General features: G+C 41.3%; 21 protein-coding genes. 18 read left to right on the forward strand and 3 right to left on the reverse strand.

Annotated elements, in window-relative coordinates:
* The first annotated feature begins 48 nt into the window (after nucleotides 1–48).
* From ilvC to HMPREF2904_RS05635, 4 genes are all read left to right on the forward strand, one after another.
* Nucleotides 49–1071: a ketol-acid reductoisomerase gene (gene ilvC / locus HMPREF2904_RS05620; RefSeq protein ID WP_070660840.1), complete on the forward strand. Its 1023-nt coding sequence runs from the start codon at nucleotides 49–51 to the stop codon at nucleotides 1069–1071.
* Between the two features lie 76 nt (nucleotides 1072–1147).
* The gene (gene ilvA, locus HMPREF2904_RS05625) at nucleotides 1148–2398 is read left to right on the forward strand and encodes a threonine ammonia-lyase IlvA (RefSeq protein ID WP_045759134.1); all 1251 of its coding nucleotides are present in this window, start codon (nucleotides 1148–1150) and stop codon (nucleotides 2396–2398) included.
* Between the two features lie 110 nt (nucleotides 2399–2508).
* Nucleotides 2509–3402 carry an SPFH domain-containing protein gene (locus tag HMPREF2904_RS05630; RefSeq protein WP_003010253.1) on the forward strand — a complete coding sequence of 298 codons (894 nt, stop codon included), beginning with the start codon at nucleotides 2509–2511 and terminating at the stop codon, nucleotides 3400–3402.
* A gap of 108 nt (nucleotides 3403–3510) precedes the next feature.
* Nucleotides 3511–3726, forward strand: a complete 216-nt coding sequence (locus tag HMPREF2904_RS05635) for a capsule biosynthesis transcriptional regulator (RefSeq protein ID WP_003004771.1) — start codon at nucleotides 3511–3513, stop codon at nucleotides 3724–3726.
* A 119-nt stretch (nucleotides 3727–3845) separates the two neighbouring features.
* Here HMPREF2904_RS05635 and HMPREF2904_RS05640 read toward each other — a convergent pair whose 3' ends face one another.
* Nucleotides 3846–4586, reverse strand: coding sequence for an amino acid ABC transporter ATP-binding protein (locus HMPREF2904_RS05640; protein ID WP_070660843.1), 741 nt, complete (start codon nucleotides 4584–4586; stop codon nucleotides 3846–3848).
* Complete coding sequence (locus tag HMPREF2904_RS05645) at nucleotides 4586–6148, reverse strand: ABC transporter substrate-binding protein/permease (RefSeq protein ID WP_070660846.1); 1563 nt, start codon at nucleotides 6146–6148, stop codon at nucleotides 4586–4588. The genes HMPREF2904_RS05640 and HMPREF2904_RS05645 overlap by 1 nt, the downstream gene beginning before the upstream one ends.
* A 117-nt stretch (nucleotides 6149–6265) precedes the next feature.
* Here HMPREF2904_RS05645 and HMPREF2904_RS05650 point away from each other — a divergent pair, with 117 nt between their 5' ends.
* The 9 genes from HMPREF2904_RS05650 to sufB all read left to right on the forward strand — a co-directional run bounded on the left by HMPREF2904_RS05650 (nucleotide 6266) and on the right by sufB (nucleotide 16481).
* Entirely contained in the window at nucleotides 6266–8173 is a 1908-nt protein-coding gene (locus HMPREF2904_RS05650) for a DUF2207 domain-containing protein (RefSeq protein WP_070660849.1), read from the forward strand.
* A 108-nt stretch (nucleotides 8174–8281) separates the two neighbouring features.
* Nucleotides 8282–9118, forward strand: coding sequence for an undecaprenyl-diphosphate phosphatase (locus HMPREF2904_RS05655; RefSeq protein WP_070660851.1), 837 nt, complete (start codon nucleotides 8282–8284; stop codon nucleotides 9116–9118).
* 135 nt (nucleotides 9119–9253) lie between these two features.
* Nucleotides 9254–9991, forward strand: a complete 738-nt coding sequence (mecA, locus tag HMPREF2904_RS05660) for an adaptor protein MecA (RefSeq protein ID WP_003004768.1) — start codon at nucleotides 9254–9256, stop codon at nucleotides 9989–9991.
* Nucleotides 9988–11145, forward strand: a complete 1158-nt coding sequence (locus HMPREF2904_RS05665; RefSeq protein ID WP_023919310.1) for a glycosyltransferase family 4 protein — start codon at nucleotides 9988–9990, stop codon at nucleotides 11143–11145. Before mecA ends, HMPREF2904_RS05665 begins: the two co-directional genes overlap by 4 nt.
* 134 nt (nucleotides 11146–11279) lie before the next feature.
* The gene (sufC, locus tag HMPREF2904_RS05670) at nucleotides 11280–12050 is read left to right on the forward strand and encodes a Fe-S cluster assembly ATPase SufC (RefSeq protein ID WP_003004238.1); all 771 of its coding nucleotides are present in this window, start codon (nucleotides 11280–11282) and stop codon (nucleotides 12048–12050) included.
* 66 nt (nucleotides 12051–12116) lie between these two features.
* The gene (gene sufD, locus HMPREF2904_RS05675) at nucleotides 12117–13379 is read left to right on the forward strand and encodes a Fe-S cluster assembly protein SufD (protein ID WP_070660854.1); all 1263 of its coding nucleotides are present in this window, start codon (nucleotides 12117–12119) and stop codon (nucleotides 13377–13379) included.
* Nucleotides 13380–13388: 9 nt separating this feature from the next.
* Nucleotides 13389–14615, forward strand: coding sequence for a cysteine desulfurase (locus HMPREF2904_RS05680; protein ID WP_070660856.1), 1227 nt, complete (start codon nucleotides 13389–13391; stop codon nucleotides 14613–14615).
* Nucleotides 14602–15036, forward strand: coding sequence for a Fe-S cluster assembly sulfur transfer protein SufU (sufU, locus tag HMPREF2904_RS05685; protein ID WP_013904704.1), 435 nt, complete (start codon nucleotides 14602–14604; stop codon nucleotides 15034–15036). Before HMPREF2904_RS05680 ends, sufU begins: the two co-directional genes overlap by 14 nt.
* Before the next feature lie 32 nt (nucleotides 15037–15068).
* The gene (gene sufB / locus HMPREF2904_RS05690) at nucleotides 15069–16481 is read left to right on the forward strand and encodes a Fe-S cluster assembly protein SufB (protein ID WP_003010279.1); all 1413 of its coding nucleotides are present in this window, start codon (nucleotides 15069–15071) and stop codon (nucleotides 16479–16481) included.
* Nucleotides 16482–16539: 58 nt separating this feature from the next.
* Here the strand turns inward: sufB and HMPREF2904_RS05695 are convergent, their stop codons facing one another.
* The gene (locus tag HMPREF2904_RS05695) at nucleotides 16540–17781 is read right to left on the reverse strand and encodes a serine hydrolase (RefSeq protein WP_070660859.1); all 1242 of its coding nucleotides are present in this window, start codon (nucleotides 17779–17781) and stop codon (nucleotides 16540–16542) included.
* 205 nt (nucleotides 17782–17986) lie between these two features.
* On the opposite strand from HMPREF2904_RS05695, the gene HMPREF2904_RS05700 reads away from it, so the two are divergent.
* The 5 genes from HMPREF2904_RS05700 (at nucleotide 17987) to HMPREF2904_RS05720 (ending at nucleotide 24487) form a co-directional block, all read left to right on the forward strand.
* Entirely contained in the window at nucleotides 17987–19972 is a 1986-nt protein-coding gene (locus HMPREF2904_RS05700) for a peptide ABC transporter substrate-binding protein (protein ID WP_070660862.1), read from the forward strand.
* Nucleotides 19973–20045: 73 nt separating this feature from the next.
* Nucleotides 20046–21545, forward strand: a complete 1500-nt coding sequence (locus tag HMPREF2904_RS05705; protein WP_070660865.1) for an ABC transporter permease — start codon at nucleotides 20046–20048, stop codon at nucleotides 21543–21545.
* A complete protein-coding gene (gene oppC, locus HMPREF2904_RS05710; RefSeq protein ID WP_070660868.1) occupies nucleotides 21545–22471 on the forward strand; it encodes an oligopeptide ABC transporter permease OppC in 927 nt (308 codons plus the stop codon). The genes HMPREF2904_RS05705 and oppC overlap by 1 nt, the downstream gene beginning before the upstream one ends.
* Nucleotides 22472–22482: 11 nt before the next feature.
* A complete protein-coding gene (locus HMPREF2904_RS05715; RefSeq protein WP_070660870.1) occupies nucleotides 22483–23550 on the forward strand; it encodes an ABC transporter ATP-binding protein in 1068 nt (355 codons plus the stop codon).
* A 10-nt stretch (nucleotides 23551–23560) separates the two neighbouring features.
* Entirely contained in the window at nucleotides 23561–24487 is a 927-nt protein-coding gene (locus tag HMPREF2904_RS05720) for an ATP-binding cassette domain-containing protein (protein ID WP_070660874.1), read from the forward strand.
* Nucleotides 24488–24560 lie beyond the last annotated feature (73 nt).

The following is a 24560-nucleotide window of genomic DNA, read 5'->3' on the forward strand; positions in this document are numbered from 1 at the left end:
TAACCCCGCCTTAAAAAGGCAAATTAAAATAGAAAAGAGATTTTACTTATGGCAGTTCAAATGGAATACGAAAAAGACGTTAAAGTTGCAGCATTAAATGGTAAGAAGATTGCTGTGATCGGTTATGGTTCACAAGGACATGCGCATGCACAAAACTTGCGTGACTCAGGTCATGATGTCATCATCGGTGTACGTCCAGGTAAATCATTCGATAAAGCAAAAGAAGATGGTTTTGATACTTATACAGTAGCAGAAGCGACTAAATTGGCAGACGTGATCATGATTTTGGCTCCGGATGAAATCCAACAAGAATTGTATGAAACTGAAATTGCGCCAAATCTTGAAGCGGGTAATGCTGTTGGTTTTGCACACGGATTCAATATCCACTTTGAATTCATCAAAGTTCCAGCGGATGTCGATGTCTTTATGTGTGCACCGAAAGGACCAGGTCACTTGGTTCGTCGTACTTATACTGAAGGATTTGGTGTACCAGCACTTTACGCAGTCTATCAAGATGCTACAGGTAACGCCAAAGACATCGCTATGGACTGGTGTAAAGGGGTTGGATCAGCACGTGTTGGTCTTTTGGAAACAACCTATAAAGAAGAAACGGAAGAAGATTTGTTCGGAGAACAAGCTGTACTTTGTGGTGGTTTGACTGCCCTTATCGAAGCTGGTTTTGAAGTATTGACTGAAGCAGGTTATGCTCCAGAATTGGCCTACTTTGAAGTTCTTCACGAAATGAAATTGATTGTAGACTTGATCTACGAAGGTGGCTTCAAGAAAATGCGTCAATCAATCTCTAACACTGCTGAATACGGTGACTACGTATCAGGCCCACGTGTCATCACTGAACAAGTGAAAGAAAATATGAAAGCTGTTCTTGCTGACATTCAAAATGGTAACTTCGCTAACGACTTTGTTAACGACTATAAAGCTGGACGTCCAAAATTAACTGCTTACCGTGAACAAGCTGCTAACCTTGAAATTGAAAAAGTTGGTGCTGAATTGCGTAAAGCGATGCCATTCGTTGGTCAAAACGACGATGACGCCTTCAAAATCTACAACTAATTGTCTGTAGAAGACTAAGCAAGTTGGGACACCCTGGCTTGCTTTTTTGATCAATACACAGCAACAGAGGTATGAAATGATAACAGCAAAAGATGTGGCCAAGGCCCATAAAATATTAAGTGGAGTCGTTGTTAATACGCCCCTTGAATACGACCACTATTTATCTGAAAAATATGGGGCAAAGATTTATTTGAAAAAAGAAAACGCCCAACGTGTTCGTTCGTTCAAGATTCGTGGAGCGTATTTTGCAATTTCTCAACTCTCAAAAGAAGAGCGTGAGCGTGGGGTAGTGTGTGCTTCTGCGGGAAACCATGCGCAAGGAGTTGCTTATACTTGTAATGAAATGAAGATTCCAGCAACCATCTTCATGCCGATTACAACACCACAACAAAAGATCGGCCAAGTCCGCTTCTTTGGTGGGGATTATGTAACAATCAAGTTGGTCGGAGATACTTTTGACGCTTCAGCGAAGGCGGCCCAAGAATTTACTCTTGCAGAAAAGCGGACCTTTATTGACCCGTTTGATGATCCACACGTACAGGCTGGCCAAGGAACAGTGGGCTATGAAATTCTTGAGGAAGCTCGAAAAGAATCGATTGCCTTTGATGCTGTCCTTGTCCCTGTCGGTGGAGGAGGCCTCATTTCAGGTGTTTCTACCTATATCAAAGAAACGGATCCTCGGATTGAAGTCATTGGGGTAGAGGCCGAAGGAGCGCGCTCCATGAAGGCTGCTTTTGAAGCAGGTGGTCCCGTCAAATTGCCAGAAATCGATAAGTTTGCAGACGGGATTGCTGTGCAAAAAGTGGGACAATTGACTTATGAAGTGACCCGTCAACATGTGGAAACTTTGGTTGGGGTCGATGAAGGCTTGATTTCAGAGACTTTGATTGATCTTTATTCCAAACAAGGGATCGTAGCTGAACCAGCAGGAGCGGCCAGTGTGGCATCCCTTGAAATCTTGCGCGAATACATCAAGGGGAAAACCATTTGTTGTATTATCTCAGGTGGGAATAATGATATCAACCGTATGCCTGAGATGGAAGAACGGGCCTTGATCTACGATGGGGTCAAACACTACTTTATCGTCAATTTCCCACAACGTCCAGGGGCCCTTCGTGAATTTGTAAATGATATCTTAGGGCCAAATGATGATATTACACGTTTTGAATACATCAAGCGTGCTAGTAAAGGAACAGGCCCTGTCTTGATTGGGGTTACTTTGGCCAATAAGCATGACTATGCAGGCTTGGTTAACCGTATCGAGCGTTTTGATCCGTCTTTCATTAACTTGAACGGCAATGAAACTCTCTATAATATGCTGGTCTGAGTATCATACAGAAATAATCGACTATTTAAGCAATATATTTTTATGGAATATATTGCTTTTTTATGAAGACTTGTGATATGATATGCGTAAATTAAAAGGAGGAACTTTTTATGCCTGGATTTTTTATCTTTATTTTATTCTTGCTAATGGTTGCAGGATTCATTGTGATTAGCTCACTATATGTGGTCAAGCAACAATCTGTTGCCATCATCGAGCGTTTTGGTCGCTATCAAAAAATTAGCGATAGTGGCATTCATATGCGAGCACCTTTTGGCATCGATAAAATTGCCGCGCGAGTTCAATTGCGCGTCTTGCAGAGTGAGATTGTGGTTGAAACAAAAACTCAGGATAACGTGTTCGTTACCATGAATGTGGCGACGCAATATCGAGTGAACGAAAGCAACGTAAAGGATGCTTACTACAAACTCATGCGTCCAGAATCACAGATTAAATCATACATTGAAGATGCTCTTCGTTCTTCTGTGCCTAAGTTGACCTTAGATGAATTGTTTGAGAAAAAAGATGAAATTGCTCTTGAAGTTCAAAAACAAGTAGCAGAAGAAATGTCAACTTATGGATATATTATTGTTAAAACCTTGATTACCAAAGTTGAGCCAGATGCTGAAGTGAAACAATCCATGAATGAGATCAATGCGGCGCAAAGAAAACGCGTGGCAGCTCAGGAATTGGCAGAAGCAGACAAGATCAAGATCGTTACTGCTGCCGAAGCAGAGGCGGAAAAAGACCGTTTGCACGGGGTTGGTATTGCCGAGCAACGGAAGGCCATTGTCGATGGATTGGCAGACTCTATTAAAGAGTTAAAAGGCGCGAATGTAGACTTGACCGAAGAACAAATCATGTCAATTCTCTTAACCAACCAGTACTTAGATACCTTAAATAATTTTGCAGATAAAGAAGGGAATAATACGATTTTCCTACCAGCAAACCCTGATGGCGTCGAAAACATTCGTACACAAATATTATCAGCCCTGAAAGCAAAGTAAACTTTTTATCATTTTTTAAAAAAGGTTCGTATTTTCAGCAATTTTAGTTGACAAAATGTGCAAAAAAATTTATATTAGTATTGGAAATAATAATATAGGAGAAAGATCATGGCTAAATCGAACTTTGAAAAAGTAGAATCAGTTGTTGGATGGGTACGTGATAAGAAAATTACAGGATATCGTATCAGTAAAGAAACAAATGCCCGTGAAATGTCTATCATTGCCTTGGCTCAAGGACGTGCAAAAGTGAAGAATATCTCGTTTGAAACTGCACTTGGATTGATTGATTTTTATGACAAAAATCATCAAAAATTCGAAGATTAATTTGTTGTTCCAATTGAAAACCAGAGAGTTTGCTCTCTGGTTTTTTTCTATGCCTCAAAAGCAGAAGCGATACAAAAAACAGCTTGCTTCCATACTGGTAAGCAAACTGTTTCAAGAGATTAATGTAAGAAGCGTTGAAGGAATTCCTTGGTACGTTCTTCTTTTGGATTGCTAAAGATTTCTTTTGGATCTCCTTGCTCAGCGATGACACCCTTGTCCATGAAGATGACCCGGCTAGAGACATCGCGGGCAAATTCCATTTCGTGGGTGACGACAATCATGGTGAGTCCTTCTTTAGCAAGGTTCTGCATGATTTTCAAGACTTCCCCAACCATTTCTGGGTCTAGGGCAGAAGTTGGTTCATCGAAGAGAATGGCATCAGGATCCATAGAGAGGGCGCGTGCGATAGCGACCCGTTGCTTTTGACCACCTGAAAGTTGTTTCGGACGGGCAGCCCAATATTGAGAACCCATACCGACTTTTTCAAGGTTTTCTTTGGCAACTTTTTCTGCAGTTTCACGATCACGCTTGAGGACGGTCGTTTGTGCTACGATCGTATTTTCCAAGACGTTTAAATTTTCGAAGAGATTAAAACTTTGGAAAACCATCCCCAATTTCTCGCGGTAGTGGGTAAGATCATACTCAGGATCAAGGACATTTTGCCCACGATAGAGAATCTCTCCAGCAGTAGGAGTCTCCAGAAGATTGATGGAGCGAAGGAAGGTTGATTTTCCGCTACCAGAGCTCCCGATGATGGAGATCACCTCTCCTTTTTCAACGGTGAGCGAAATATCTTTCAAGACCTCATTTTGACCATAAGATTTTTTTAAATGTTGGATTTCAAGAATTTTTTCTGCCATTATTTCACCTCCTTGACTTGCATTTGATTTGCACCTGTAGTGTAAGTATCAGAATCTAAGCGACGTTCGATATAGCGAAGAATTCGTGTGATGGTAAAGGTGAGAACGAAGTAAATCACAGCGATGATCGTAAAGGTTGGGAAGTATTGGTAGTTTTGAGTTGCGACCGTATTTCCTGTAAAGTACAGTTCAACTACAGAGATAACATTCAAAACAGATGTATCCTTGATGTTAATAACAAATTCATTCCCTGTTGCTGGCAAGATATTGCGAACAACCTGTGGAAGGACGACCTTGCGCATGGTTTGTCCATGGGTCATTCCTAGAGCAGTCGCTGCTTCAAACTGACCTGGATCCACTGCTAAGATCCCACCACGAACAATCTCACTCATATAAGCTCCGGTATTGATGGATACGATAAAGATGGCGGCCCAGGTACGATCCAAGGAAATGTTGAAGGCTTGGGCGGAACCGTAGAAAATGACCATGGATTGAACGATCATCGGAGTTCCACGGAAGATTTCAATGTAGACATTGAGGAACCAACCAAAGGCAGTTTGGCATCCAGCAAGGAATTTATTTTTAGCCTTTGGAGCTGTCCGGAAGACACCGATTAACAAACCGATAACCAACCCAGCAATGGTCCCTGTCATGGAGATTAAGAGGGTCATACCAGTTCCCCGTAGGAACTGTGGACCATTATCCTTTAAAATCTTCATCATTTGGCTAAAGAATGTCTGCTTATCATCACTAGCATCACTGGAAGCTGGTTGCTTCTTAATCATATCATCCATGAGTTTGACTTGGTCTTCAGACGAAATCTTAGCTAGTGCGGCATTGACTTGGTCAATTCTAGTGTCACCCTTCTTCATCCCGATAGCGATAGTCGCATCTTCTTCCCCAACTTCAAATCCTTTTTTGAATTGAATCATCTTAAATTTAGAATTAGCGGACTCGGCGGTTAGGGCTTCGGGACGTTCAGAAACATAGGCATCAATAACACCCGATTCTAAAGCTTGACGCATCTGGGCAAAATCACCCATTGCAGTTTCTTGTTTCGCACCCTTGAGTTGGGAAATGAGAGAATAGAGGTAGACCCCTTGTTGAGAGGTGACCTTTGCATCCTTAAAGTCATCTAGACTAGTGGCGTTTGCATAGTTTCCATCTTTACGAACGAGCATGACCGGTTCACTGGTATAGTAGCTCTTGGAGAAGGCGACCTCTTTTTTACGTTCAGCGGTTGGACTCATCCCAGCGATAATCATATCGATTTTACCAGAAGTGAGGGCTGGAATTAAACCGTTCCAAGATGTTTTTACGATCAGAGGTTTTTTACCTAACTCCTCAGCAACTTTTTTGGCGATTTGGACATCGTACCCATTAGCATATTGATTGGTACCGTCAATTTTAACAGCTCCATTTGCATCATCTTCTTGGGTCCAGTTGAAAGGAGCGTAGGCTGCTTCCATTCCGATTCGTAAATAGTCATCTGCATGAGCAACCTGTGTGATCCCCAGGCAAATGAAAAGCCCTGTTAAGAGCGCGAATAATGTTTTTTTCATTTTTTCTCCTCTTCCTTATTTTAACTTCTCCTATTGTACAGTAAAATAGGCTGCATTTCAAACATGGTCCTCTTTTTATTTAAAAAATGCTATAATAATACAAAGGAGCGTGATCAAATGAAAAAGTATTTGTATGTTTTTTTCGCCTTTCTGGCCTGCCTTTTTGTCAGTCAGAATGTCTATGCATCTAGTCCATCTTATGATGTACTTTACTATGGTGGAACCTTGACCTTGGACACCTGGGACGACGCCACCTATGAGGAAGAACTGGTTTATTATTTCAAAGATTCTTATAGAGGACAGTATGTTAGCCTAGGAACTGCGGGCAACATGCCACAAGGGTTTGCAATTGAGATACCGCCAAAGGTTGAGGTGGAAGGTCGTGATCTTCAAAGAGAACCCGAGATTACGAATCTAGGTGATGGCTACCGAGTGAAAATTTATAACAGTGGTGTAGCGCAAGATACAGTCAAAATAAAAGTCACATGGAAATTAAAAAATCTTCTTTATTCACACAAGGATATCTTGCAGTTGAACTGGAAACCAATTACGGATGGCGATCAGAAGGTGGACGAAGTTCAATTTCGTGTCATTCCTAAGTTTGCACCAGCCAATGCCCAGTCGGAACTGTATATCCATACAGCCTTTATGGGACCGGATGTGACTGTAAAGAAAGAAGATGGAATCTATTCTGCTACTTTCTATAACCTAGGCAAAGGAAAGGCTGTGGAGTTGTATGGTTACTGGTTGAAGTCAGATCTAACTACTTTGTATGATTCTGGTCGAAATACAGGATTGACCAAATTGGATGAATTTCACAAGAACCAAGCTAAAATTGAACAGGAAAAATACTGGACACGCATGTTTTGGAACTGGATCTTGCCAGCCTTCATTATTGCACTCTGGCTTCTTTCTCTCTTGGGCCGCAATCGGTTTAAAAAAATGATTTGGCCTGGTGTGACCTATCCGACCGATACACGCCTTTACGAGATTCCACAGGACATTGCACCTCTGATTATGAGTTCGGTTGTTTATTCAGCTGAATTAGACGAGGCCTCCCCGACCAATAAAGAGAAGGCAACTCCGCCGGTATTTACATTTGAAAAAATGCTTCAAGCTACTTTGCTGGATCTGATGGATCGTGGAGTGATTGTCTACGAGCAACAAGGAAATGAAGTCGTTTTGACCAGAAAGTCTCATGGACATGTGGATGATTTTGAACGGTCCTTTATGAATATGGCTTTTGGGGATCAAGTTTCCTGTCCTGTTAACCGTCTCTTTGAGAATTATGAATTCAGTGATGATGTATACAAACATGCCAAAAAAGCAGATCAAGATGCGATTCGTTCACTAGGAAGTAAGGCTCAGGCTCGTTTTGATACGGCTGTCAACCAAGTGGCCCGAGATGTTCATCGCAAGGTAGAAGATCTCCATTTGCCAAGCTACTATCGCCCTTTAGAAGCAAAAGAAGAAGCGCAAGCTAGACGAAGTCTCTTCTTTGGTTGGGCTGCTTGGTTTATCGCCCTTGGAGCAGAAATCTTTGCCATCTTTGGGATGGGTTGGTTCTCTGTTCCTTGTTTGATAGGGATCCTCATACTTTGGTTTATGCCAGTGCGCTTCAATGGTGTCTTTAAGGCCTGCCTACGAGATGGGGTTGTCAATCTTGCGGGTGCTGAGCAACGCTATTACTGGGATAGTTTTGGTCGGATGTTGAAAGAGATTGCCCACCTTAACGATGCAGAGTTGCAGTCTCTGGTCCTATGGAACCGCTTATTGGTTTATGCGGCCTTGTATGGTGTAGCCGATCAGGTCACAAAGGTCATGAAACTTCGGAATATTCATTTAGAAAATCAAGCCTTAAACGCCTTCGTTTACACCCCGTTCTATCATGATGTGACCCACTCAAGTCATGCCATGTCTACTTATGGATCGACAGCATCGACGGCTAGTCATTTCACAGTTTCCTCTGGTAGTGGAGGAGGTTTCTCCGGTGGTGGAGGCGGAGGAGGCTTTGGTGCCTTCTAAGCAGCGCTGAGAATGGTCTTGGTTGCTCTTTCCCTTCTAGTTTAGAAGGCCTGGTCCAGTCCATAGAATTATGATATAATAGAGCAAATGTAAGTTTAGGAGAAAAAGATGTTTCTGATCGAATTAATCAAGGCGGTTCTTTTTGGAATTGTCGAGGGGATTACAGAATGGTTACCGATCTCAAGTACAGGTCACTTGATTCTGTTACAGGATTTTGTGCAGTTTAAAAATCAAGATCCAGCCTTTATGGAGATGTTCAATGTCGTGATCCAATTGGGTGCGATCCTAGCAGTTGTGGTGATTTATTTCGATAAATTGTATCCCTTCAAACCTGGTAAATCTCCACTTGAAGTACGTCGAACCTGGCAATTATGGGCAAAGGTTGCGGTTGCAACGCTCCCTCTTGTCTTTGTTTTTAAATTAGACGATTGGTTTGAGGCGCATTTCCACAATTCGATTTCCGTTGCGATTATGTTGATCACCTACGGGATTGCCTTTATCTATCTAGAAAGACGGGAACAAGTTGAGCCAGCAGTAACGGAATTGCATAAGCTACCTTATCGAACAGCTCTTTATATTGGACTCTTCCAAGTTTTATCGCTATTTCCAGGAACAAGCCGTTCAGGTACTACGATTGTAGGTGGCTTGATCAATGGTGTTAGCCGCCCAGTGGTGACAGAATTTACCTTTTATTTGGGGATCCCAGCCATGTTTGGGGCTAGCCTCTTAAAGGTTGGAAAATTCGCTCTTGGCGGACATTCACTAGCATTGGGGCAACTCTTTATTCTACTGGTAGCGATGGGAGTGGCCTTTGTGGTCAGCATGTATGCCATCCGCTTCTTGACAGATTATGTGAAAAATCATGATTTCACCGTCTTTGGGAAATACCGGATCGTTCTTGGTTCCATCTTGTTATTGTATGGACTCTTCCGTGTTATTTTCTAAGAGAACGGATGAACTTGATCAAATTGTTTTCTGAGGTTGGAGACTTTTGTCCCGACCTCTTTTCGATGCATCCTTTTTTTGAATTCTATCCAATTTTTTAGTATAATAGTAAGACTAGAAGTATGAGGTTATGCTATGAAGATGAAGCAAATTAGTGATTCAACAATTAAGATCACGATCCAACTAGAAGACTTAGAAGAACGTGGGATGGAAATTGCTGATTTCCTTGTCCCACAAGAAAAAACAGAAGAATTTTTCTACGCCATTTTGGATGAACTCGAAATGCCAGAAAGCTTCCTGGATAGCGGGATGCTGAGTTTTCGTGTGACGCCAAAACCAGATAAATTGGATGTTTTTGTTACCAAATCAAAAATTGACCAACAATTGGATTTTGAGGATTTGTCAGATCTTCCTGATATGGAAGAGTTGTCGCGCATGACGCCAGATGAATTTATCAAAACCTTGGAAAAAACAATCTCTGATAAGACAAAAGGGGATGCAGAAGCCATTCACCATTTGGAACAAGAAGAGTTACGTGACAATCAAGAACAAGATCCGACATCTGAAGCACCAGTAAGTCAGTATATCTATTACATTTTGCGTTTTTCAAATATCCAGCAAGCAGTTGCCTTTTCAAAAACGGTCAGCTTTCCAGTGGATACTTCTGAATTATACAAAATGGGGTCTGATTATTATTTAACTGTCTTGATTGATACAGAGGATCAACCAAATCAATATCCAACCTGGTTACTTGCTATCATTCGGGAGTATGCGGATGATTCAGAAGTTACACGGGCCGTTCTGCAGGAACATGGTCACTTACTAATGGTGTCTGGTGCGATTGAGAATTTGAAGAAAGTTGCTAGCTTATGATGTCCTTTTCCTTGCAATTTGTTCTGGTGCTGATTGGGACTTTTATGATTGCCTTGGTATTGACGCCCTTGGTTCGCCTATTCTCCTTTAAGATTGATGCCGTAGATTATCCGAATGCGCGTCGGATCAATACCAAGCCCATGCCAAGCGCGGGTGGACTGTCTATCGTGATTGCTTTTTCAATTGCGACTCTTGTCTTTATTCCTATGCTGACATCCACCACCGCACCAATCAAAAGTTACCTATCCTATACCTTGCCGGTCGTAGGAGCGGGATGGATTATCGCCCTCACGGGCTTGATCGATGATGTAAAAGAGTTGTCAGCCAAGAAAAAGATGATCGGTATCCTGCTGGCAGCGAGTCTAGTCTGGTTTTTGACAGATTTTCGGCTGAATGATTTCAAGATTCCATTTGGTGGTCCCTTACTTCATTTTGAACCGTGGCTTTCTTATCTTTTGACAGTGATTTGGATTGTTGCCATTACCAATGCGGTCAATCTGATTGATGGATTAGATGGCTTGGTGAGTGGGGTCTCTATTATTTCCCTAGTGACAATGGGGATTGTGTCCTATTTCTTTCTACCAGTACCCAATCTCTTTCTGACCATGACGATCTTTGTCTTGGTTGCGTCCATCGCTGGCTTCTTTCCTTTTAACTACCATCCAGCCATTCTCTATCTGGGAGACACCGGTGCCTTGTTTATCGGATTCATGATTTCTGTCTTGTCCTTGCAAGGCTTGAAAAATGCGACAGCTGTTGCGGTAGTCACACCAATGATCATCCTCGGAGTACCGATTACAGATACCTTTTTAGCCATTATCCGTCGGACCCTGTCTGGTCAAAAATTTTATAAACCGGATCGCAATCACTTGCACCACCGACTACTTTCTCTGGGCTTGACACATCGGGGAACTGTACTTGTGATCTATGGAATTTCGATGATTTTCTCCTTAATTTCTCTCTTGCTCAACATCTCGAGTCGCATTGGGGGCGTCCTACTTGTGATCGGGCTCTTGTTTGGAGTAGAGTTGTTAGCAGAATTGATTGGGGTACTGGGGCCACATCATAGTCCTTTGTTAAATGTTCTGCGCTATATAGGGAATTCTTCCTACCGGGAGGAAGTTCGTCAAAAACGAAAAGAAAAAACTAAATAAGAATAGTTCTAATCAAAAGAAAAGCCATTTAGGCTTTTTTTTGATATACTTGAAAGGTAAAAAAATACTTTGTGATGAAGGAATCTTTGCTTTGAGAACCTTCTAGACTTCAAAGTAAAAAGAAAGGGAATGCAATGTCGACATTAGAAATTAAAGACCTTCACGTTGAAATTGAAGGCAAAGAAATTTTAAAAGGTGTAAACCTGACCCTAAAAACTGGTGAGATCGCAGCCATCATGGGACCAAATGGAACAGGGAAATCTACTCTGTCAGCTGCCATTATGGGAAACCCAAATTATGAAGTAACCAAAGGGGAGATTCTCTTTGATGGTGTCAACATCTTGGAATTGGAAGTAGACGAACGTGCACGGATGGGCTTGTTCCTTGCCATGCAATACCCTTCAGAAATCCCAGGAATTACGAATGCAGAATTTTTACGTGCAGCCATGAATGCTGGTAAAGAAGAGGACGAGAAGATCTCTATTCGTGATTTCATCAAAAAATTGGATGAAAAGATGGAACTGCTCAACATGAAAGAAGAAATGGCAGAACGCTATTTGAACGAAGGCTTCTCTGGTGGTGAGAAAAAACGCAATGAAATCCTTCAATTGTTGATGTTGGAACCAACATTTGCCCTTTTGGATGAAATTGACTCTGGTTTGGATATCGATGCTCTTAAGGTCGTATCTAAAGGGGTTAATGCAATGCGGGGTGAAGGTTTTGGAGCTATGATCATCACCCACTACCAACGTTTGTTGAACTATATTACTCCTGACGTCGTTCATGTGATGATGGAAGGTCGTGTTGTGCTTTCAGGTGGACCGGAATTGGCTGCCCGCTTGGAACGTGAAGGCTATGCCCAACTCGCAGAAGAACTCGGTTACGACTATAAAGAAGAACTATAACCTGATGACAAGTGATCTAATGTTGTCATAAAATCAAACAGATAGTATCTTTATTAGGAGAAAAAAATGAGTATTGAAAATATTACCCTCTTTTCGGAACTGCATGCTGAGCCAAGCTGGCTGCAAGATTTACGAAAAAAAGCTTTTGACAAGATCGATCAGTTGGAATTGCCAGCCATTGAACGCGTCAAATTTCACCGCTGGAATCTTGGGGATGGGACGATCACAGAAAGCGAGGCTTCTGCCAATGTTCCTGATTTTACAGCCCTCGATTCAAACTTAAAATTGGTCCAAGTTGGAACTCAAACTGTATTTGAACAGGTGCCACAAGACTTGGCAGACCAAGGAGTCCTTTTCACAGATTTCCATACTGCCTTAGAAGAAATTCCGCAGGTAGTGGAAGACTACTTCATGTCTTCCGTTAAATACGACGATGATAAACTAGCAGCTTACCACACAGCTTATTTTAATAGTGGGGCTGTCCTTTATGTTCCAGATAACGTCGAAATTTCAGAACCAATCGAAGGTATTTTCTACCAGGATAGTGATAGTGATGTACCTTTTAATAAACACATTTTGATTATTGCAGGCAAAAACAGCAAGTTTAGCTATTTGGAACGCCTAGAATCAAAAGGTGAAGGCTCAGCAACAGCAACGGCTAATGTGACGGTTGAGGTGATTGCCCGCTCAGGTGCCCAAGTGAAATTTGCGGCGATTGACCGCTTGGGTGAAAATGTCACAGCCTACATCAGTCGACGTGGGAAACTAGGTCAGGATGCCAGCATTGATTGGGCTATCGGTGTTATGAACGAAGGCAACGTGGTTGCAGATTTTGACAGTGACTTGGTTGGAAACGGAAGTCATGCAGATTTGAAAGTCGTTGCCTTATCAAGCGGTCGTCAGGTGCAAGGAATTGACACCCGCGTGACCAACTTTGGTTGCAACTCGATCGGAAATATCTTGCAACACGGGGTTATTCTTGAAAAAGGAACCTTGACCTTTAACGGAATTGGACATATTATCAAGGGGGCTAAAGGAGCAGATGCTCAGCAAGAAAGCCGTGTCTTGATGTTATCGGATCAAGCGCGTTCAGATGCCAACCCAATCCTCTTGATTGATGAAAATGACGTCACAGCAGGCCATGCTGCATCGATCGGTCAAGTGGACCCAGAAGATATGTATTACCTCATGAGTCGTGGTCTGGATCAACACACAGCGGAACGCTTAGTGGTGCGTGGTTTCTTGGGATCTGTTATTGTTGAAATCCCAGTTAAAGAAGTACGTGATGAAATGATTGCCACCATTGAAGAAAAGTTATCTCAACGCTAAGGAGAAACAATGCTAGATAAAAATACGATTGCTCAAGATTTTCCCATTCTCGATCAACTAGTCCACGATGAGCCTTTGGTTTATCTAGATAATGCAGCGACGGCGCAAAAACCTAAACGTGTTCTCGAAGCCGTTAATCACTATTATTTGCAAGATAACGCCAATGTTCATCGTGGAGTTCATACTTTGGCTGAACGAGCGACAGCAGCCTATGAGGCGGCGCGTGAGAAAGTCAGAAAATTTATCAACGCTTCATCAACCAAGGAGGTGCTCTTTACAAGAGGGACAACGACTGGACTCAACTGGGTAGCCCGCTATGCAGAAGAAGTCCTAAAGGAAGGGGATGAAGTCCTGATTTCCATCATGGAACATCACTCCAATATCATTCCTTGGCAGCAAGCCTGCAAGAAGACAGGAGCAAAACTGGTCTATGTCTATCTAAAAGATGGCTTACTGGATATGCAGGACTTAAAGAGCAAGCTTAGTGAGAAGACAAAATTTGTCTCCATCACCCATGCTTCAAATGTCTTAGGGGTGGTCAATCCGATCAAGGAAATTGCTCGATTAGCTCATGAAGTTGGAGCGATCATGGTCGTAGATGGGGCTCAATCAACCCCTCATATGGCCATTGATGTACAAGACTTAGATGCGGATTTCTTTGCTTTTTCTGGCCACAAGATGGCTGCACCAACAGGGATTGGTGTCCTCTATGGGAAGGAAGAAATCTTAGAGCAAATGTCTCCGATCGAGTTTGGGGGCGAGATGATTGACTTTGTTTACGAGCAATCTGCCTCTTGGAAGGAATTACCTTGGAAATTTGAAGCTGGAACACCCAATATGGCGGGTGCAATTGGTCTTGGTGCAGCAATCGATTACTTAGAAGAGCTGGGGATGGACCAGGTAGAAGCGCATGAGCAAGAATTGATTGCCTATGTGTTTCCAAAATTACAGGCGATCGAAGGCTTGACTATCTATGGTTCCCAAGACTTAGCCCAACGTTCTGGCGTCATTTCTTTTAATCTAGGGGATCTCCATCCGCATGACTTAGCAACAGCACTAGATTATGAAGGGGTTGCCGTTCGTGCAGGTCACCACTGTGCACAACCACTCCTTCAATACCTACAAGTCCCAGCGACAACGAGAGCAAGTTTTTATATCTACAACACCAAAGCGGACTGTGATAAATTAATTGAGGCATTGATCAAAGCAAAGGAGTTTTTCAATGGCACTTTCTAAATTAGATTCGCTGTACATGGCGGTCGTAGCTGACCATTCAAAACACCCCCATCACCAAGGACAGATTGAAGATGTTGATCAGATCCAACTCAACAATCCAACTTGTGGAGATGTGATCCAGTTAAGTGTGAAATTTGATGAGAATGACAGGGTGGAAGATATTGCCTTTGTGAATTCAGGCTGTACGATCTCAACCGCTTCAGCTAGTATGATGACGGATGCTGTAATGGGAAAAACAAAAGAGGAAGTTGAAGAATTGGCACAGGTCTTTTCAGAAATGGTCCAAGGCCAATCAGATCCTCGCCAAGAGGAGTTGGGAGATGCAGCCTTCTTATCTGGAGTCTCAAAATTCCCACAGCGGATTAAATGTGCGACCCTCTCCTGGAATGCTCTTAAAAAAGCGATCGAACGTAGTAATTAGTTAAAAGAAGAAACAGAGAAAGAAAGGAAATTATGGCTGAAGAAAGAGTCGAACCGAAACCAATTGATCTCGGTGAATATAAATTTGGATTTCACGATGACGTTCAACCCATTCTCTCTACCGGGAAGGGATTGAATGAAGCGGTAATTCGTGAATTATCTGCAGCAAAAAATGAACCAGAATGGATGCTAGAATTCCGTTTGAAATCTTTTGAAACCTTCAAAAAGATGCCCATGCAAACCTGGGGAGCCGATCTATCAGAGATTGACTTTGATGATTTGATCTATTATCAAAAACCTTCGGATAAACCTGCCCGTTCATGGGACGAAGTTCCAGAGAAAATCAAAGAAACCTTTGAGCGTATCGGAATTCCTGAAGCAGAACGTGCTTACTTAGCAGGGGCTTCTGCTCAGTATGAATCAGAAGTGGTTTACCACAATATGAAAGAAGAGTTTGAAAAGTTGGGGATTATCTTTACCGATACTGATTCTGCCCTAAAAGAATATCCAGATCTTTTCAAACAGTACTTTGCGAAGTTGGTACCGCCAACGGATAACAAATTGGCTGCCCTCAACTCAGCAGTCTGGTCCGGTGGAACCTTCATTTATGTACCAAAAGGCGTAAAAGTCGACGTCCCCCTTCAAACTTACTTCCGTATCAACAATGAAAATACAGGTCAGTTTGAGCGCACGTTGATTATTGTGGATGAGGGAGCAAGTGTCCACTATGTAGAAGGCTGTACAGCACCGACCTATTCAAGTAATAGCCTCCATGCTGCGATTGTTGAAATCTTTGCCTTGGATGGTGCTTATATGCGCTACACAACCATCCAAAACTGGTCTGACAATGTCTACAACTTGGTCACCAAGCGGGCCAAAGCTCAAAAAGATGCCACAGTTGAGTGGATCGACGGAAACTTAGGTGCCAAGACAACCATGAAGTACCCATCTGTTTATCTGGATGGAGAAGGAGCGCGTGGGACCATGTTGTCCATTGCCTTTGCGAATGCAGGTCAACACCAAGATACAGGTGCCAAGATGATCCACAATGCCCCTCATACCAGTTCGTCTATCGTATCGAAGTCTATCGCAAAAGGTGGCGGAAAGGTAGACTACCGTGGACAAGTGACCTTCAACAAGAACTCCAAGAAATCAGTTTCTCACATTGAGTGTGACACTATTATCATGGATGATTTATCTGCATCAGACACGATTCCATTTAATGAAATCCACAACTCACAAGTTGCTTTGGAACACGAGGCCAAGGTTTCAAAAATCTCAGAAGAACAACTGTATTATTTGATGAGTCGTGGTTTGTCTGAATCAGAAGCGACAGAAATGATTGTCATGGGATTTGTAGAGCCCTTTACAAAAGAACTTCCAATGGAATATGCCGTTGAGTTAAACAGACTCATTAGCTACGAAATGGAAGGATCTGTAGGATAATTCGTTTTAATAACAAAATAAAATCACAATGGATTTGACTCCATTGTGATTTTTTTACTTATAATTTTTCGTTGACATACCGGACGAATTCATTCCACCAAACCTTTAAGAAAAAGCTTTTCTCAATGGTTCTTCCTGCTACCATATCGACCGTTGGCTCTTGATCTTCTAAGTAGCCACGTCCGATTTTATCTGGATCAGTGTAGTGTATTTTTCCAAGATTAGTGCCTGATTTGACAGGTGCTCGGAATGATTCTTGGTCACTCTTGAATTGAATTTTTGGTTCCGCTTGACTGCCTTGCTTTTCGACGATATAGAAGTCTTTTTTTGCAACAGCTAAAACAGTCTCGGATTTCCCATCTATGACAGTTGCCTTACTTTTTCCGTAGGGATCTCCTTCTTTGACGACAATGGAAGAAACAAAGGTCCGTACCACGTAGTTCATCAGAGAAGAAGTAGCCACAAAACGTGCATACGGATCACCGTCAACTGCCTCCACTCCTAGGACAACAGTGATCATATGGATGCCATTTTGCGTTGTTGATGCAGCAAAGGTGATGCCACCTTTGGTAGAGTTGCTGACCCGTAGGCCATCAACTCCAGAACGGTAATTCGGCATGCCTTCTAGCATCAGGTTGGGGTTTTCAATCTGTGTGTTTGAAAAAAGAGCAGTGGGTTTTGAAGTATATTTGGTCACTTCAGGAAAATCCTGGAGTAAGTGCTTGGCAATAACAGCAATATCATAAGCGCTCAATTGATTTTCGTCTTCTTTCCCGTCAGGATCTCCGCTGATGGTTTGAGTATTTAATCCAGTAGCATTGATTAAATGAGGAGATTGAATGCCCCATTCAGCAAGTTTTTTCTTCATTTTTTCAACGAAGCTTTTCTCAGAGCCCCCCACTTTCTCAGCTAAGGCCAAGGCAGCAGTGCTAGAATTTCCAACTAAAAGAGCAGTCAATAACTGTTCAACCGTATATTGGTTCGCTTCCATAGGAAGAGTACCAGCACCTTCGATATCATTTAAAGCCAGAGCTTTCTCAGACAATTTGATAGGATCTTTTAGAGAAAGTTTTTTTTCATGAATAGCTTCGAAAATCAGATAAGTGGTCAAGAGTGTAGATAGTCCCCCCACATCTCGCTTTTTCTCTGAATCCTTTTCATATAAAATTTTACCTGTATCAGCTTCAACAGCAATAGCACTTTGAGCAGCAAGTTCTAGCTCATCTGCCAGAACGACTTGATAAGGTAAACTGCATAACAGCAGGATGAAGGTTAAAAAAGAAAGAAAGAATTTTTTCACAGTTGTTTCCTCGTTGCTTAGTCCTCTCTATTGTATCATACAAATGATTAATGGAAAATTGTAAAATCATCAATTAGGCTAAAAAGTCAGTCATAGCAAGGTTTTTGAATAGTGATAAAACGAATATTCAGAAAATTTAGTTTACTTTTTTTTCTACTTGTGATATAATCTTAAACAAATCTAAAAAAACTATTGGAGAATTCCTATGAAAAAAGGTAAAGTATTCGCAGTTGCCGGAGTAACACTCCTTGCAGCTGGATTGTTAGCTGCATGTTCTAGTTCAAATACTAGCAAAGCAAGCTCAGGCGAAGACAAAAACTATGGTTATGTCTACACTTCAGATCCAACAACTTTGGACTATACAATTTCTTCTAAAGCTGCTACCCATGACATCACTACAAATGTGGTAGACGGTTTGTTAGAAAATGATAAATACGGTAACCTTGTACCTTCACTTGCGGAAGACTGGTCTGTTTCTAAAGACGGTTTGACTTATACCTACAAGATTCGTAAAGGTGTCAAATGGTATGATGCGGATGGTGAAGAACACGGCGAAGTGACTGCCAAAGACTTCGTGACTGGTTTGAAACACGCTGCTGATAAAAAATCAGAAGAACTTCCACTAGTTCAAGGCTCAATCAAAGGCTTGGATGATTATGTGCAAGGAAAAACTACAGACTTCAGCCAAGTTGGTGTCAAAGCGGTTGATGATTACACACTTCAATACACATTGAACAAACCTGAAACTTTCTGGAACTCTAAAACGACTAACGGAATTTTGTCCCCAATAAGCACAGAGTTCTTGAAGAGTAAGGGAGATGATTTTGGTCAACCAAACGATGTGAAGTCAATCCTTGCAAACGGACCTTTCCTTCTTAAATCAATCACTTCAAAATCATCTGTTGTATTTGAAAAGAATGACAACTACTGGGATAAGAAAAACGTTCACCTGAAAGAAGTAAAATATACTTATTACGATGGATCAGACCAAGATTCATTGGCACGTGGATTCTCTGATGGTGCTTATACAAAAGCTCGCCTTTTCCCTGCAAGTTCAAACTTTGCAACTGTAGAGAAAAAATATAAAGACGATATCTTTACTACACCAGCAGGATCAGGTGTAGCAGTCCTTGGCTTTAACCTTGATCGTCAATCTTACAAACACACTGCTAAGAAATCCGATGCTGAAAAATCTTCTACTAAGAAAGCAATTTTGAACAAAGATTTCCGTCAGGCCGTCACTTTTGCCTTGAACCGTGAAAGCTACTCAGCACAAGTCAATGGTAAAGAATTTGCTAAACCAGCTATCCGTAATACATATGTTGCACCTGCGTTCGTACAAGTAGATGGAAAAGACTTCGGAAATGTAGTTGCAGATAAGTTGACTACTTATGGAGACCAATGGAAGGGTATCAACCTTGCAGATGGTCAAGATGGTCTTTACAACAAAGATAAAGCGAAAGCACAACTTGAAAAAGCCAAAGCTGAACTTCAAAAAGATGGTGTTCAATTCCCAATTCATATTGATGTACCGGTAGCACAAAATTCTACAAACTTTGTTTCACGGATGCAATCTCTGAAACAAACTGTGGAAGATACTCTTGGTAAAGACAATGTCGTTCTTGATCTTCAAATGATGGACTCAGACGAAGTGTTGAATATTACTTTGAATGTGCCATCAGCTGCAGACGCAGACTGGGATCTTCAAGGAATGGTAGGATGGAACCCAGACTATGATGATCCATCAACTTACCTTGATACTCTTCAACCAGCTTCTGAGGACCAAACAAAAGTTTACCTTGGTTTTGCAGGTGGTGTAGATAACCCATCAGCAAAAGCTGTAGGTTTGGATGAGTTTGCAAAACTTCTTGACGATGCAAACAACGAAACACAAGATGTTGTGAAACGTTATGAAAAATACGCAGCAGCTCAAGCTTGGTTGACAGATAGTGCGATTGTTATTCCAACGATGTCAAGTACAGGTGCTGCAACAGTTGTTTCTAAGGTAGTTCCATTCTCTGAACCATCATCACAAACAGGTAACAAAGGTTCAACATACTTGAAATACGTTGAAGTTCAAGATGAGCCGGTTACTAAGAAACAATACGATGAAGCCCTTAAGAAATGGCAAAAAGAAAAAGCTGAGTCAAACAAAAAAGCTCAACAAGATCTTGAAAAACACGTTAAATAATTAAATTATTGATTTTCATTAGAACTTTCTCTTCTAGGGGAGAAAGTTCTTTTGGACATTAAAGGAATGAAATATGAAAAAATATGTTTTTATGCGTATTTTGCGTTCGTTAGTGTCGATCTTTCTCGTCACGACATTAACCTACATGATTATCTATACGCTAACACCGAGAAATCTCATCTTTAAAAATGACCCCAACTACAATAAAGTAGCGAAGACAAAAGATTCGAAGATCAACTACGAAAATACAGTCTATGATCGCATGGGTTATTTGGAATACATGGATTCAAAGAGCTTGCAACAAAAAGCAAGTAAAGAAGATTCTTCTGTAACAGTTGATGCGACTACTGCTAATGAAAAGATCTATAAAGAATACATTAACAAATTAGGTCATGGTTGGCAGTTGAAACGTTTCCCAGAAAGTAAGTCTTTTTATGCGGTGCGTGAAATTCCGGTTTTTGAACGTGTCATTAGTTTCTATGCGAATTTGATTCAATTTGATCATCCAGGTTGGGTGAAAGATGCCTCAAATCCAAACCTCAAACGCTATATCCGTATTGAAAATGATCCATCTATTGGTTGGTCTGTTGTAGGTTCTGGTACGAAGCACAAATACCTCTTGTACTTTAATGGTCAATTCCCATATGTACACCAAAACTTTGTGACCTTAAACCTTGGAAATTCATATCCAACTTATTCAAATACCCCTGTTCTTCAAGTTATTACCCAAGGACAAGGAACAACTAAGAAGAGTGAAGTGAACTTCCCAACAGGTAAAAAGACATCTTCAATCGATATCTACTCACGTACCTACAAATCACCAAGTAAGGCAGACTCACAAGATATCAGTCGATTTGGTAAAGGGGACGCTTATACAGCAACGTTGAGCAACTATGAGAATCCATCCATGATTGCATCTTCTTCAATCATTGGTTTGATTGGTATTGCGATTGCTTACTTGATTGCGATCCCATTAGGATCTTACATGGCTCTGTTCAAGGACTCATGGTTTGATAGCATCTCAACAGCAACCTTGACATTTATGATGTCTCTTCCAACTATTGCCCTTGTTTACATTGTGCGTCTAGCAGGTTCATTCTTTGGACTTCCAGACTCATTCCCAGTACTTGGAGCACAGGATTGGCGTTCATATGTATTGCCTTCTCTGATTCTTGGCTTGTTGAGTGCTCCATTTATCGCAGTTTGGATTCGTCGTTACATGATCGATATCCACTCGCAAGATTTCGTCCGTTTTGCTCGTTCAAAAGGATTGTCAGAACGTGAGATCTCAAGAAAACACATCTTCAAAAATGCGATGGTTCCATTGGTATCTGGTATTCCAGGTTCTATTATTGGAGTTATCTCAGGTGCGACACTTACTGAAACGGTCTTCGCTTTCCCAGGTATGGGTAAAATGTTGATTGACTCTATTAAAGCATCAAACAACACCATGGTCATCGGACTTGTCTTCATCTTCACATCACTTGGTATCTTTGCTGCCATGTTAGGTGATATCTTGATGACAGTGCTTGATCCACGGATTAAATTAACGAATACGAAAGGAGGCAAATAATGGCTACAATCGATAAAAATAAATTTCAGTTTGTAAAACGCGATGACTTTGCCTCTGAAGTAATCGATGCTCCAGCGTATTCATACTGGAAATCTGTATTCAGACAATTCTTGAAAAAAAGAACCACGATCATTATGCTTGCTGTTTTGATTGGGATTCTTTTGATGAGTTTTGTTTACCCGATGTTTTCAAATTTTGATTACAACGATGTAAGTAAGGTAAATGACTTTACTGCTCGTTTGAATCCACCAAGTGCCAAAGCTTTCTTTGGTACAGATAATAACGGTAAATCCCTCTTTGATGGAGTTTGGTTCGGTGCTCGGAATTCCATTATTATTTCCTTCGTCGCCACTGTTATTAACGTCGTGGTCGGAGTCATTGTTGGTGGAATTTGGGGAATCTCAAAATCCATCGACCGTATCATGATGGAAGTTTATAACGTTATTTCAAATATCCCATTCTTGCTAATCGTTATCGTCTTGACTTACTCAATGGGATCTGGTTTCTGGAACTTGATTCTTGCTATGTCCTTAACAGGATGGATCGGGATAGCCTACATGATTCGTGTTCAAATCATGCGTTACCGTGATTTGGAGTACAACTTGGCCAGTCGAACATTAGGAACGCCAACATTGAAAATTGTTACGAAAAATATTTTGCCTCAATTGGTATCTGTAATCGTGACACAAACATCACAAATGTTACCAAGTTTTATTTCTTATGAAGCCTTCCTTTCCTTCTTCGGACTTGGTCTTCCAATTACAGTTCCAAGTTTGGGACGGTTGATTTCTGACTATTCTCAAAACGTAACTACAAATGCCTACCTATTTTGGATTCCGCTTACTGTTTTGATTTTAGTATCCTTGTCATTCTTTATCGTCGGACAAAACTTGGCCGATGCTAGCGACCCACGTACACATAGATAGGAGGAGTAGATATGACATCAAATAACAATATTATTTTATCTGCTCAAGATATCGTAGTGGAATTTGACGTGCGCGATCGCGTACTGACAGCTATTCGTAGCGTATCGCTTGAGCTAGTAGAAGGTGAAGTTCTTGCCTTGGTTGGTGAGTCAGGTTCAGGGAAATCAGTTTTGACAAAAACGTTCACCGGAATGTTAGAAGATAACGGCCGTATTGCCCAAGGTTCGATTAAATACCGTGGTCAAGAATTGACAGATTTGAAATCGAATAAAGATTGGGAAAATATTCGTGGATCTAAGATCGCTACAATTTTCCAAGACCCAATGACAAGTTTGGACCCAATCAATACAATTGGTTCACAAATTACAGAAGTCATTATCAAACACCAAGGGAAAACAGCTAAAGAAGCCAAAGAAATGGCTTTGGACTATATGGAGAAAGTTGGAATTCCAGATGCTGAACGTCGTTTTGATGAGTATCCATTCCAATATTCAGGTGGGATGCGTCAACGGATCGTTATTGCCATCGCCTTGGCCTGCCGTCCAGATATTTTAATCTGTGACGAACCAACAACAGCCCTTGACGTAACCATTCAAGCGCAAATCATTGATTTGTTGAAATCCCTTCAAAAAGAATACCAATTTACAGTTATCTTTATCACCCACGACTTAGGTGTGGTTGCAAGTATTGCAGATAAAGTAGCCGTTATGTATGCTGGAGAAATTGTTGAGTTTGGTAAAGTAGAAGAAATTTTCTACGATCCAAAACATCCATACACATGGAGCTTGCTTTCAAGCTTGCCTCAATTATCAACCTCAGATGGTGATCTTTACTCTATCCCAGGGACTCCGCCATCATTGTATGCTCCAATCAAAGGAGATGCCTTCGCTCTTCGTTCAGACTATGCAATGCAGATTGATTTTGAAGAAGAGGCACCTGCTTTCAAAGTGACCGATACTCACTGGGCTAAGACATGGTTGCTCCATCCAGATGCACCAACAGTTCATAAACCAGAAGTAATCGAAAACCTTCACGAAAAGATTGGCTCAAAAATGGGCTTCACTCACATGACAGAATAGGAGGAAGGAAATGACTGAAAAATTAGTTGAAATTAAAGATTTAGAAATTTCCTTCGGTGAAGGAAATAAAAAATTCGTTGCTGTTAAAAACGCCAACTTCTTTATTAATAAGGGAGAAACTTTCTCTCTTGTTGGTGAATCAGGAAGTGGGAAGACAACAATTGGACGTGCCATCATCGGTCTGAATGATACAAGTGCTGGAGAAATTATTTATGACGGTCGCAAGATCAACGGAAAAAACTCTCATAGTGAAAAATCAGAGTTGATCCGTAAAATTCAAATGATCTTCCAAGACCCAGCAGCAAGTTTGAATGAACGTGCAACAGTTGATTATATTATCTCTGAAGGTTTGATCAACCACCATTTGTTTAACAGTGAAGAAGAACGTCAGGAAAAAGTGAAAAATATTATGCATGAAGTCGGACTTCTTGCAGAACATTTGACACGTTACCCTCACGAATTCTCAGGTGGTCAACGTCAACGGATCGGTATTGCCCGTGCACTTGTCATGGAACCAGAATTTGTCATTGCGGATGAACCAATCTCAGCCCTTGACGTTTCAGTACGTGCGCAGGTCTTGAACCTTTTGAAAAAATTCCAAAGAGAATTAGGCTTGACCTACCTCTTTATCGCCCATGACTTGTCAGTTGTGCGCTTCATTTCTGACCGTATTGCAGTTATCTATAAAGGGGTTATTGTAGAAGTAGCAGAAACTGAAGAGCTATTTAACCACCCAATCCATCCATACACCCAATCCCTACTTTCAGCGGTCCCAATTCCAGATCCAATTCTAGAACGTAAAAAAGTTCTAAAAATCTACGATCCAGAACAACATGATTACTCTGAAGATAAACCACAAATGGTTGAAATTAAACCAGGTCATTATGTATGGGCTAACAAAGCTGAAGAAAACAAATACAGACAAGAATATAAATAGAGAGGATTCCCTCTCTATTTTCTTTATTCAAAAAAACTTTAAAAAAAAATAAAATTTTTTGAAAAAAAGTATT

The organism is Streptococcus sp. HMSC072G04, assembly GCF_001813295.1.
Lineage (GTDB): Bacteria > Bacillota > Bacilli > Lactobacillales > Streptococcaceae > Streptococcus.

Excerpts from the sequence above, each read along its gene's own strand:
- ilvC (WP_070660840.1), top strand. The coding sequence starts at position 49 with ATGGCAGTTCAAATGGAATACGAAAAAGACGTTAAAGTTGCAGCATTA.
- ilvA (WP_045759134.1), top strand. The coding sequence starts at position 1,148 with ATGATAACAGCAAAAGATGTGGCCAAGGCCCATAAAATATTAAGTGGA.
- HMPREF2904_RS05630 (WP_003010253.1), top strand. The coding sequence starts at position 2,509 with ATGCCTGGATTTTTTATCTTTATTTTATTCTTGCTAATGGTTGCAGGA.
- HMPREF2904_RS05635 (WP_003004771.1), top strand. The coding sequence starts at position 3,511 with ATGGCTAAATCGAACTTTGAAAAAGTAGAATCAGTTGTTGGATGGGTA.
- HMPREF2904_RS05640 (WP_070660843.1), bottom strand. The coding sequence starts at position 4,586 with ATGGCAGAAAAAATTCTTGAAATCCAACATTTAAAAAAATCTTATGGT.
- HMPREF2904_RS05645 (WP_070660846.1), bottom strand. The coding sequence starts at position 6,148 with ATGAAAAAAACATTATTCGCGCTCTTAACAGGGCTTTTCATTTGCCTG.
- HMPREF2904_RS05650 (WP_070660849.1), top strand. The coding sequence starts at position 6,266 with ATGAAAAAGTATTTGTATGTTTTTTTCGCCTTTCTGGCCTGCCTTTTT.
- HMPREF2904_RS05655 (WP_070660851.1), top strand. The coding sequence starts at position 8,282 with ATGTTTCTGATCGAATTAATCAAGGCGGTTCTTTTTGGAATTGTCGAG.
- mecA (WP_003004768.1), top strand. The coding sequence starts at position 9,254 with ATGAAGATGAAGCAAATTAGTGATTCAACAATTAAGATCACGATCCAA.
- HMPREF2904_RS05665 (WP_023919310.1), top strand. The coding sequence starts at position 9,988 with ATGATGTCCTTTTCCTTGCAATTTGTTCTGGTGCTGATTGGGACTTTT.
- sufC (WP_003004238.1), top strand. The coding sequence starts at position 11,280 with ATGTCGACATTAGAAATTAAAGACCTTCACGTTGAAATTGAAGGCAAA.
- sufD (WP_070660854.1), top strand. The coding sequence starts at position 12,117 with ATGAGTATTGAAAATATTACCCTCTTTTCGGAACTGCATGCTGAGCCA.
- HMPREF2904_RS05680 (WP_070660856.1), top strand. The coding sequence starts at position 13,389 with ATGCTAGATAAAAATACGATTGCTCAAGATTTTCCCATTCTCGATCAA.
- sufU (WP_013904704.1), top strand. The coding sequence starts at position 14,602 with ATGGCACTTTCTAAATTAGATTCGCTGTACATGGCGGTCGTAGCTGAC.
- sufB (WP_003010279.1), top strand. The coding sequence starts at position 15,069 with ATGGCTGAAGAAAGAGTCGAACCGAAACCAATTGATCTCGGTGAATAT.
- HMPREF2904_RS05700 (WP_070660862.1), top strand. The coding sequence starts at position 17,987 with ATGAAAAAAGGTAAAGTATTCGCAGTTGCCGGAGTAACACTCCTTGCA.
- HMPREF2904_RS05705 (WP_070660865.1), top strand. The coding sequence starts at position 20,046 with ATGAAAAAATATGTTTTTATGCGTATTTTGCGTTCGTTAGTGTCGATC.
- oppC (WP_070660868.1), top strand. The coding sequence starts at position 21,545 with ATGGCTACAATCGATAAAAATAAATTTCAGTTTGTAAAACGCGATGAC.
- HMPREF2904_RS05715 (WP_070660870.1), top strand. The coding sequence starts at position 22,483 with ATGACATCAAATAACAATATTATTTTATCTGCTCAAGATATCGTAGTG.
- HMPREF2904_RS05720 (WP_070660874.1), top strand. The coding sequence starts at position 23,561 with ATGACTGAAAAATTAGTTGAAATTAAAGATTTAGAAATTTCCTTCGGT.